Raw genomic sequence first — 10,705 nt, forward strand, 5'->3', positions numbered from 1 at the left:
CCAAAGTGCGCAACTTTTCGGGCACTACCTCAATCGTGCTCACGGTTATCATGCTGTGGATTACATTCGGATGGCGTCTCATCAATCCGAGCATTGATTATTTCAGCAATCTCATCTATCTTTTTTCGATTTATCTCATTGGAGCGATGATTCGTCGTCAAAAACAACATTTACCTGATTTGCGTATATGGCAGACGGCAATTATCACAATAGCCTGCTGCATTCTGTGCATTGCGGGAACCCATTTCCTAGCCCTCCATGACAACATCGCGCAGAAACTCGGTTACCCAATCAACCTGTTAGCTGGAGGAGAGGGATCATCACCTATTCTTGCAGTCATTATGGCCACTGCGATATTCATCTGTATGGTAAGGAATTTGCCAACGAAAACTCACCGCACAATACTGACCGATTTCATTGTGAGAATCGCTCCGGCAACATTCGGAGTATACCTGCTTCACGAACATAACATCTGGAAACCCATACTCTGGCATTATGTGTTCTCCATGGAACAGCCGGCAGGTATAGCAGGAAAAGCATTATTCGCCATCATTTCGATTCTTGTCGTGTACATATTGCTACTTGCCGTATGCTACGTCATACACATATGCATCACACATCCAGTTTGTGTGTTCTCAGAGAAAATAATCATGCGCATATCGTCAACGTTCCATACAATAACGCGCTCTTAAACATCCGTCTGGACCACGATTTATCCGTCAATCATTCATAAGAAGTAGCGAACGATGTCCCTGAAGAAAATCTATGAACTCATCAACCGTTTCATGCCAGCAATCGTTGGATTGTGCATAATACTTGAAAGTGCGTTTTTTCTCATTGCCACACCTCCCGGTCATATTCCTGACGTCTGGGCACATGTTTACCGCGTCAGTGGAATCATCAATGGCGATGTAGTGGTCAAGCCAGTACATGCCCGAAGTATGTTGCAGAATGTGAGCTCCGGAGCAGTTGGCGGCACTGTCGATTGCGCATGGCTTGATTATTCACTTGCCCAATATGACGGTTATGATCCTGCCGTTGCGTTGCTGGAATCATTACCATCAGACGCATGCGCAAACACCTCTTCCGGTACTGTGGATTTGCCTTATAACAACGCTGGTATCAACTCACCTGTCGCATACACTCCTCAAATTATAGGCGTTGCCGCCGGCAAATTGTTTGGACTAAGCGCATCCACGACATACCGGCTCGCGGAGATCATCATGCTGGCAGTCTATGCGGTGTTCATGTTTCTTGCCGTAAACGCTCTACGCACATGGCGCGTTCCTATCGGCGTATTGCTCAGTCTACCACCAATCGTCAAACGCGCGTCATTCGCTTTTTCCGCCGACTCGTTTACGCAAGCTGTGGTGCTCCTTTTCAGCTGTTTGCTGATACGTGAGATACTTGGGCCGCGCGGCATCATGCGCCATGTATGGCAATTAGCAGTTGTTGGTCTTGTAATGGCGATGTGCAAATTCATATATGTTCCACTCGTACTACTTATGTTGCCTCTCATGTGGGCTTCTCAATGCAGCGGACAACAGGTGATGATCTTTTCAAGAAAACGCGCGGTTCCCGTATTAGGTTCTATTACGTTATGCGCAGCGTGGATTATGTTCTGGCTCAAAATAAACGACTGGTATACCACCACTCCCATGCTTGTCTCATATGGCCAGATGAATGCACACAAGCATGCGTTGCTCACACAGCCTACCGTCATGCTCGACGCCGTCCACGATATTCTATGGTCAATTCTGCATGCACAGGCCAATTTGAACAATGCTTCCGACCACCGCGGCATCGCCGTATGCTGGATGCTTATCGCCTGCATTCTGCTCGAACTGTTCATCGCATCTGTCATGCAATTCGGTACGCGCTTTATTCAGGCAAACCCACAGACCGCTGCAAAGCAGGATACCCATGTCACACACAAGTCGCCCAATCTGCTGTATCTATGGGTAATCGCGCTATTCTGCATAGGCATCATTCTGTTAACATATCTGGCGCTTTGGCTTCAATACAATCCTGCCGATTCACTTGGTGTGAATGGCGTCCAATACCGTTACTTCTTGCCTCTTGCCGTGCTTTTCGGATTCGTATTCCTCGAAACCGCCAAACAAACACAACTGAATCTGTTTCAACTCCGACCACACGCAGCAATCACTCGCGGTCGAGCAGGGCGGTGAGCGCCCACAGGATGCTGACCACGTCGATCGCCTCCTGCATGAACGCGCCGATGACCACCGGAATCAGGTTGAAAGCGGCCGCGACCATGCCGATGACGGCCAGGCCGAGGCCGACCAACACCGCCTGCAGCATCACGCGCTTCGTGCGGCGGGCAATGGCGATGGCACGTGGCACGGAAGCGATGTCGTCGTTCATGATGACCACCTGCGCCGATTCGGACGCCGCCGTGGACGTGCCGTCGGTCATGGCCATGCCGATGTCGGCGACCGCCAATACGGGGGCATCATTCACACCGTCGCCAACCATCATGGTCACCTGGCGGGTCATGGATTCGCCGACCACGCGCTGCACGACCTTGTCCCACGCAGGCTGGTGCTGATGCGCGTCCTCGGTAGCGTTCTTGACGGCCGCCACCTTGCCTTCGGGGAACAGTTCGGACTGCACGTCGTCGATGCCGACCTCGCCTGCGATGATGCGCGCGGAGGCCTCCTTGTCGCCGGTGAGCATGGACAGTTTCTTCACGCCGAGCCGGTGCAGTTTTTCAAGGGACGATTTCGCGTTTTCGCGAGGCACGTCACGCAGCACGATGCGCGCGGCGAGCTTGCCGTCGATCGACACGTAGGCGGCCATTTCGTCCGGTTCGAGAGGTGCGAACAGCGAGTTCACCTCCGGTTTACGCGGTGCGGCACCAAATTCGGCGCCCTGAGTGTCCGATTCTGCAGAATCGGACATCTGAGACACGTTCTGCCCACCTTGAGTGTCCGATTCTCCAGAAACGGACATCTGAGCACCATTCAAGCCCGTCTGAATGTCCGATTCTCCAGAATCGGACACGTGGGCAACGGAAGCAGACTGCGCAGCGGAATCAGCGGAACCGGACGCGCCTCCGCCCAGCACATGCGTGAAACCAGCATCATCGGCCGTCGCATACGCGAACCGACCCACGCGCACCTGATGCCCGTTCACCTCGCCGGACACGCCCTTGCCCGACTCCTCCTTGATGCGCTTCACGACCGGATAATCGCGACCATGTCCAGGCAAATTCCGTTCGGCGCACAGCCGCTGCCCGTCCGCATAGCGATCGTACAGCTTCTTCATAGCCTGCTGCCCGGCCGCCGCGATGCCCTTGGACAGGATGTGCACGGAATAGCCTTCCACGACACCGGCCATCATGAGGATGTGGTCCTCGTCGTACGGCGAGCTGTTTTCGAACGGCTTCTCCACGCGCACCACCTGCGGTTGCTTGACGGTGAGCGTGCCGGTTTTGTCGAAGAAGATATGCGATACGCGGCCGAGATTTTCCAGCACGTCCTGCGCTTTGATGAGGATGCCTGCTTTGGCGAGGCGGCCGGTGCCGGCCACGTACGCGACGGGCGCTGCAATCAGCAGTGGGCAGGGCGTGGCCAATACCAGCACCTGCGCGAATCGCAGCGGCGTGCCGGCGACAGCCCATGCGATGCCTGCGATCGCCAGCGAAAGAATGGTGAACGGCACAGCCAGAACGTCGGCTGTTTTGACGACGGTCGGACGCGATTCCTGCGCCGACGACACCAGCTCGAGAATCTTCTGGTACTGCGAATCCTGCGCCAATTGCGTGGCACGCATCGTCAAAGCGGTCGACCCGTTGACCGCACCCGACAGCACACGTGCTCCCGCATACACTTCGCGCGGCACCGGCTCGCCGTTGATATTGCTCAGATCCAACGTGGCCACGCCCGACAGCAGCTCGCCGTCGACCGGAACCGTCTCGCCCGGCAGCACGAGAATCACGTCGCCCAACTTGACCTGATCGACCGGGACGGTGTCGAAATGCTCGCCGGCCGCATCGAACGTCTTTCCGGCACCTTGAATGTCCGATTCCGCAGAAACGGACACGTGGGCACCCTGTTTGCCATCGTGAATGTCCGATTCTCCAGAATCGGACACGTGAGATGCATTGCGCACCGTCTGAGTGTCCGATTCTGCAGAATCGGACACATTCGCATCAGAGGATGCCATGCGGGCACCCGCGCTGGCTCCAGCTCCCGCGCCAGCACCAGCCACCTTGCGGAATCCGTCCGCCACCACGTCCGCCGCATGCGCGTCCTCGGAGGCGTGCACATGCCCGCGCAACCCCGGCAGCGTCACCACGTGAGCCGTGCGCGGCGCCGCGTCGACCAGCGCGGTCAGATTGCCCTCGGCCTTCGACTGCGCGAATTCCTCAATCGCCTCGCCGGACGAGATCATCAGCACCACGGCCCATGCGGCCCAGTATTCCTGCACCGCCACCGTCGACGCGATCGCGATGACGGCCAGCAGATCCACGCCCACGTGGCCGTGCCGCAAATCGTCGATCATGCCGATCACCGTCACCACAATCGTGTATACGACCAGCGCAATCACAATCCACTGTCCGACGCCCGGATTGAACGGACCGAAGGCCAGCGAGACGCCCGCCGTCTCCCATGGCCTCCACGCGCCCAGCAACGCCAACGGAATCGCGGCGAGAATGGTGATTGGAAGCAGCGGGACTTCTTTACATAAAGCAATGATTCTACGCATGAGAATCTCCTTACGCTCAGTTCGGACGCCTTGTTAACCCACCGGCGCCCCGCCTGCGCGGACCATCGATACACGGCGTAAAAAGATGTTTTCAGCATAACAGAGCGTTGCGATAGCCATGCGCCAGATGCACGAACGACACGCGAAAGGCATGCAAAAAGGGCTGTGCGATTGCTCGCACAGCCCTTGCTTTTCGTTGGTTTTCCAACGTTCTTGCGATTACGCGACCAGCACGGCCCGCGTTCGCGCTTCGCCGTCAGCGCATCGGGTGGCGTCCACCCGTCGCGCGTCCGGCGTGGCGTGTCGCGCTGGCTTTACCACAGGCCGAACGGATCGAACAGGCCACCGCCATCGCCGTCGCCATTGTTGTTGTTTCCGTTGTTGCCGAAGCCGTTGTCTCCGTTGCTGTTGTTGTCGTTGTCGCCATTGTTGCCGTTGTTGTTCTGCTGACGCTGTTCCCGCCTGTTGGAGGAGTTCGTCTTGGTTTCCTCCTGATCGAGCGTCACCTCAAGATCCATGGTGTTGCCGCCGCGCACAACAGTCAGCTTCACCTTGTCTCCCATGGCGGAGGCGCGCACGTAACCGAGCAGCGAGTAGTTGTTGTTCACTGCCTTTCCGTTGAACGCCACGATGGAGTCACCGGCCTTCACCCCGGCCTTGGATGCCGGGCCGCCGTCGGTCACAGCCTGCACCTGGGCGCAGCCACGGGTCACACCGTCGGCTTCGACCGTAGCGCTTTTGATGGTGATACCGAGCACCACATGCTTCACGGAACCATTGTCGATGATTTCGTTGGCCACGCGCTTGACAAGGTTCGACGGGATGGCGAAGCCAATACCAATCGAACCGGCAGTACCGGACGAGCTCGCAGTGGAGGCGATGGACGAGTTGATGCCGATTACCTGGCCAGCCGCGTTGAAGGTCGGGCCGCCGGAATTGCCCGGATTGATAGCCGCGTCGATCTGCACGGCATTGGTGACGATGGCGTTGTTGTCGTCATCGGTCACGGTCACCGGGCGGTTGAGCGCGGATACGATTCCGGTGGTGACGGTGTCGTCATAGCCGAGCGGGTTGCCGATGGCCATGACGGATTCACCGACGGCCAGATCATCGGAATCGGCGAATTCCGCGACTTTCAGGTCGCTCGGCGGATTGTCGAGCTTGATGACGGCCAGATCGGTGGTGGTGTCCGTGCCGACCACCTGGGCGGAATACATGGCGCCGCTGGCAAGCGTCACCTGGATCTGCTGTCCGCCGGAAATCACGTGGTTGTTGGTGGCGATGTAGCCCTTGTCGCTGATCACCACACCGGATCCCTTGGCCTCACCGTCGCTGGTCGTCACGTCGATGGCCACCACGGAATCGGACACTTCCTTGGCCACCGCGCTCCAATCGACCGCCTGGCCGGACTTCACCTTGGCGGAACCGGAACCGGACGTGTTGGATTTGACGTCGGACAGCGAGCTGGAGGACGGCACATGCACCCAGCCGTTGGAAATCGCGGTGAAGCCGACGCCGAGGCAGAGCGCGCCGGACACGAGCGCCGCCACAACCGCGGTGACCACATGGCTGGCCGTGCCGGACTTCTGCTTCGTCACGACGGGCGAAACCGGCTGGTTCGGCGCCCCCTGGCCCGGCGCTCCGAACGGATTGCCATTGCCTGCCGGCGGAACGTTCGCGCCGTACTGCGGCTGGGCACCGTTCCGCGGCTGCGAGCCGTTCTGCGCGGCGGGAGCGGCGAACGGATTGCCATTGGGCTGGTTCTGGCGATCGCCGTTCGCATACGGGTTTCCGAAATTGCCGAAGAACGGCCGGTCCTGCTGCGGCTGGCCCTGCTGCGGCTGCACGGGATTGCCCGCGGTTTGGCCCGCTGCAGCTTGGCTCGCGGCACCGTTCGCCGGCTGCTGCGTAGGCACGGGACCGTACGCGCCGTATTCCGGTGCAGGACGATACTGTTCGGTCGGCGCCGATTGCGGCGAAGTGCCGACCACCGTGCTTTCGCCGGCGGCGGAAGCGTAATCGGTCGTATCGTCCGACGCATCCACGGCGGGGATGGCGGTGGTGGGGCGTTCGTCCGAATCCCGCACCTCGATCGGTTCGGTGATGGAAGCCTGCGTTTCGTCGGCAACGGGCTGCTCCGGCGCCTGCGGCGCGGCCTGCTGCGCGTCGTTCTGCGGCTGCGCGATGTTCTGATCGCTGTTATCTTCAGCCATTGTTTCTCCTTATTCGTCTCGCGGCATTCCACATGGTCAGCAATCGTGCCGCTCGAACTGCTATCTAAGAGTAAAGATAGTTGCTCTGGAAGTTTCCTGAATGTTTGTTGAAAGTAGCAATCGAATCAGTTGGCAGTTTGCTCCATACGACGCCACCGTCGACCGCCGACGGCACCACTGCGGCAATCGGCGCTATCGCATACAGTTGAGAGCATGACAAGCTTGAACGAACCACAGACCAGCGCGGCGGCGCACGAAACCGCAGCAGCCGGCAAGGCCGCAGCGAATATGGCGGCACCGGCCGAAAATCTGATCGAACATCCGCGCGGAGCGGAACCCGGCAAACCCGGCCGGCGCGACGCGTTCTATTTCGAACAGAAAACCCGTCTGCCCGACGCGGCCGACGGCAAGGGCCGTGGTGGCGCGCGCTACGGCCGCACCGGCATCATCCACACCCCGCACGGCGACATCCACACCCCGGCGTTCGTACCGGTGGCCACCCAGGCCGCGATGAAGGCCGTACTGCCGGAAACCATGCGGGACCTCGGCGCGCAATGCCTGCTGTCCAACGCGTTCCACCTGTACGAGCGCCCCGGCGAGCAGGTGCTCGACGAGGCCGGCGGACTGGCGAAGTTCATGAACTGGAACGGCCCGACCTTCACCGATTCCGGCGGCTTCCAGGTGCTGTCGCTCGGCGCGGGCTTCAAGAAGACGCTCGCCATGGACGTCACCGGCATGAAGTCGGACGACGTGATCGCGGAAGGCAAGGAGCGGCTCGCGTTCGTGGACGAGGACGGTGTGACGTTCAAGTCGCCGCTCAACGGCTCGCTGCACCGGTTCTCCGCCGAAATCTCCATGGGCATCCAGCACAAGATCGGCGCCGACATCATGTTCGCTTTCGACGAGCTGACCACGCTGATGAACACCCGCGGCTACCAGGAACGTTCCGTGGAACGCACCTACCGCTGGGCGCAACGTTGCGTGGCCGAGCACAAGCGGCTTACCGAAGAGCGCGTCGGCAAACCCTATCAGGCGCTCTACGGCGTAGTGCAGGGCGCGAATTACGAGGATCTGCGCAGGCATGCCGCTGAACAGATCGCTTCGCTCGATTTCGACGGCGTCGGCATCGGCGGCGCGATCGAGAAGCGCATCATCGGCGACACCTGCGCCTGGATCTGTGACGCGATGCCGGAAAGCCGTCCGCGTCACGTGCTCGGCATCGCCGCGGTCGACGACATCTTCGCCTGCGTGGAGAACGGCGGCGACACGTTCGATTGCGTGGCGCCCGCCCGTTGCGGCCGAAACGGCGCGATTTTCACACGTTCCGGCCGCTACAACATCAAGCGTGCGCAGTTCAAGCACGATTTCGGTCCGCTTGAAGAGGGTTGCGACTGCTACACCTGCACGCATTATTCGCGCGCGTACGTGGATCATGCGCTGCGTGCCCGCGAATTCAACGGTTTCACGCTGGCCACGATCCACAACGAGCACTTCTTCGTGAAGCTGCTCGACGACATCCGCGAATCGATCGACGGCGGCTATTTCAACGAATTCCGCGACGAGACACTCGCCAAGTTCTACGAAAACGGGTCGCGCGGCTGAGTGACCAGCGCGACGCCGTCCAACGTACTAATGCGTTAGCGCAACGCCACGGCAAGCTCGCCAAGCGTGGCGAAAATGTCGGCATTGACGCAGATCGAACGATTGTGAATCTGCGCCGGTGCCGCAGCCTCGCCTAGGTTGAGACATGCGTACGTGGCGTTCGGATTCTCACCCGTCAATCGCCAGAACGGATATTTGATGATCGCCGGCGTATTGCCACCGACGCCGAGCTCAAGCAACAGTATGCGCGAATTCCCATGCTTTGCAAGGAAATCGCCATACCGACGGGCGGCGGCATGCCAGCCGTCGTCCTCCACGAACGAGGCGTCGCAACGCAGATTCGGCATCATCGGACGGCCGCAACGCGGGCAATGCGGCACCAAATCGCTCGGCACGCGCATATCAGACTGCTCCGCGACCATCTCGCGCACAGCCCGCTCATTGTCATAAGTGATCTGCGCGCACGGCAGCGAGCATTGCCACAGACCGTAATCGCCCTGCGTGTAGAACAGGCGCGACTTGTCGAAACCGGCCTTCTGGAAGCAGTGGTCGACATTCGTGGTCAGCACGAAATACTCGTCCTTGCCGGTGGAACGCAGCATGTTCAGCAGCATGTGATGCACCGGCTTGGGCGCCGGCACGTACCGGTTGTAGTAGATCGCGCGGCTCCACCACGCCCAGTACTCCTCAAGCGTGTCGAAAGGATAGAAACCGCCCGAATACATGTCGGCGATGCCGTACCGCTCCTTGAAATCGGAGAACAGACGGTCGAAACGTTCGCCGGAATACGTGTAGCCGGCCGACGTGGACAGGCCTGATCCGGCGCCGACAAGCACGCAATCTGCCTCGCGCCATGCCTTTGCGAACCGTTCGATCGCGGCGGCGTGCTCGCTGTCGGGCATGGTTCCGTCAGGCATGGTTCCGTCGGGCATGGTTCCGTCAGGCATGGTCGGCGAATACGCGCTCGTAGATCTGGCGGTCTCGGTCGGAGAAGACATCGAAAATCACTTTCCTGATGATGTTGGCGGGATTATGAGCGTTGGCCGCGTCGGTAGGGGCGGTTGCGACGCTGAAGGTTGACGTTTGCGGTGATTGCGCGGCTTCTTGCCGCGTAAGTTGTTGCGGAAATTGCTGCGTAAGAAAATCGCGGACCGTGCGCACGGCGATGCGCGCCGCCAGTTCTGCGGGGAAACGGAATTCGCCGGTGGAAATCGAGCAAAACGCGACGGTTTCGAGACCATGATCGGCGGCCAGGCGCAGGCAGGAACGGTAGCAGTCCGCCAATTGCTCCTGCTCGGCCGGCGTCGGATCGCCGGTAGGGATCATCGGGCCGACCGTGTGCAGCACGTAGCGCGTCGGCAGATTGAACCCCGGCGTGATCTTGGCGCGGCCGACCGGCTCCGGATGCCCCTGTTGCTCCATGATCCGATCGCAGGCGAGACGCAGCTGCACGCCGGCGGCACTGTGGATCGCATTGTCGATGCAATGGTGGTTCGGCGCATAGCAGCCGGTGAGCCCGCTGTTCGCCGCGTTGACGATCGCATCGCAGCGCAGGGTGGTGATGTCGCCCTGCCAAATAGCAAGCGTTGCGTGAGATTGCGGGGATTGCGAAGTTTGCGGTGCTTGCGGGGCTGGCGAAGGCCGACCATTTCGCACGGACGATGCCGGCCATGCGCGTTGTGCGCTGATGCCTGCTGGCACGATGGTTTCGATTGGAGGAACGTCGTCCGCGTCGGTAACGGCACGCCGCGCAAGCTCTGCACCCAGATACTCGTCCTGCACGTGCAGGAACCGTTCGCTCACCGGCGCGGGCGGACGGACGTTCTGCAACGCGCGCAACAGCAAACGCTGCTCCTCGTCGTCGTGCGGAATCGGCAGATCCGCCTCGTCGGTATCCCGATACTCCGGATATTCCCCCAGCAACTGCCCAATAAGCCAAACGCGACGCTGCCGCTGATCCATCACACGTTCCTTCCATTCATACCCATAAACCATGCATAGACCATGCCCGCCCCCACATGCGTCCCGCACGTCCCGTGAACCTCGCACGCCGCGCACCCCACGGCACTCACACATACCCCACGTGTCCGATTCTGCAGAATCGGACAAACAAAAGCCCATATACGTACCCTGAGTGTCCGTTTCTGCAGAATCGGACA

The 10,705-nt window shown here is 59.7% G+C and carries 7 protein-coding genes; 3 read left to right on the top strand and 4 right to left on the bottom strand.

All coding sequences use genetic code 11. The annotated features are described in order from the left end of the window. On the top strand, nt 1-692 hold a 692-nt coding region (locus OU26_RS09025), incomplete at its 5' end, for an acyltransferase family protein (protein ID WP_338058679.1). A gap of 54 nt (nt 693-746) precedes the next feature. Beyond that, the gene (locus tag OU26_RS09030) at nt 747-2,189 is read left to right on the top strand and encodes a DUF2142 domain-containing protein (protein WP_026646711.1); all 1,443 of its coding nucleotides are present in this window, start codon (nt 747-749) and stop codon (nt 2,187-2,189) included. Here OU26_RS09030 and OU26_RS09035 read toward each other — a convergent pair. Together OU26_RS09035 and OU26_RS09040 are read right to left on the bottom strand one after the other, a co-directional pair. Continuing rightward, nucleotides 2,164-4,731: an HAD-IC family P-type ATPase gene (locus OU26_RS09035; protein ID WP_026646710.1), complete on the bottom strand. Its 2,568-nt coding sequence runs from the start codon at nt 4,729-4,731 to the stop codon at nt 2,164-2,166. The genes OU26_RS09030 and OU26_RS09035 overlap by 26 nt on opposite strands. Nucleotides 4,732-5,045: 314 nt before the next feature. After that, nucleotides 5,046-6,944, bottom strand: a complete 1,899-nt coding sequence (locus tag OU26_RS09040; RefSeq protein WP_026646709.1) for a S1C family serine protease — start codon at nt 6,942-6,944, stop codon at nt 5,046-5,048. Nucleotides 6,945-7,232: 288 nt separating this feature from the next. On the opposite strand from OU26_RS09040, the gene tgt reads away from it, so the two are divergent. Further along, on the top strand, nt 7,233-8,546 hold the full coding sequence (tgt, locus tag OU26_RS09045; RefSeq protein ID WP_026646708.1) for a tRNA guanosine(34) transglycosylase Tgt: 1,314 nt from the start codon (nt 7,233-7,235) through the stop codon (nt 8,544-8,546). 35 nt (nt 8,547-8,581) lie between these two features. Here the strand turns inward: tgt and OU26_RS09050 are convergent, their stop codons facing one another. Further along, nucleotides 8,582-9,493, bottom strand: coding sequence for an SIR2 family NAD-dependent protein deacylase (locus tag OU26_RS09050; RefSeq protein WP_202805814.1), 912 nt, complete (start codon nt 9,491-9,493; stop codon nt 8,582-8,584). After that, a complete protein-coding gene (locus OU26_RS09575) occupies nt 9,486-10,508 on the bottom strand; it encodes a macro domain-containing protein (protein ID WP_026646706.1) in 1,023 nt (340 codons plus the stop codon). The genes OU26_RS09050 and OU26_RS09575 overlap by 8 nt, the downstream gene beginning before the upstream one ends. Between the last annotated feature and the right edge of the window lie 197 nt (nt 10,509-10,705).

Origin of the sequence: Bifidobacterium ruminantium DSM 6489 (genome assembly GCF_000770925.1) — a bacterium.
Classification (GTDB): Bacteria; Actinomycetota; Actinomycetes; order Actinomycetales; family Bifidobacteriaceae; genus Bifidobacterium; species Bifidobacterium ruminantium.

Bases quoted from the DNA above. Each gene is read 5' to 3' on its own strand.
- OU26_RS09040 (WP_026646709.1), bottom strand. From the start codon at position 6,944: ATGGCTGAAGATAACAGCGATCAGAACATCGCGCAGCCGCAGAACGAC.
- OU26_RS09030 (WP_026646711.1), top strand. From the start codon at position 747: ATGTCCCTGAAGAAAATCTATGAACTCATCAACCGTTTCATGCCAGCA.
- OU26_RS09050 (WP_202805814.1), bottom strand. From the start codon at position 9,493: ATGCCTGACGGAACCATGCCCGACGGAACCATGCCTGACGGAACCATG.
- OU26_RS09035 (WP_026646710.1), bottom strand. From the start codon at position 4,731: ATGCGTAGAATCATTGCTTTATGTAAAGAAGTCCCGCTGCTTCCAATC.
- tgt (WP_026646708.1), top strand. From the start codon at position 7,233: ATGGCGGCACCGGCCGAAAATCTGATCGAACATCCGCGCGGAGCGGAA.
- OU26_RS09575 (WP_026646706.1), bottom strand. From the start codon at position 10,508: ATGGATCAGCGGCAGCGTCGCGTTTGGCTTATTGGGCAGTTGCTGGGG.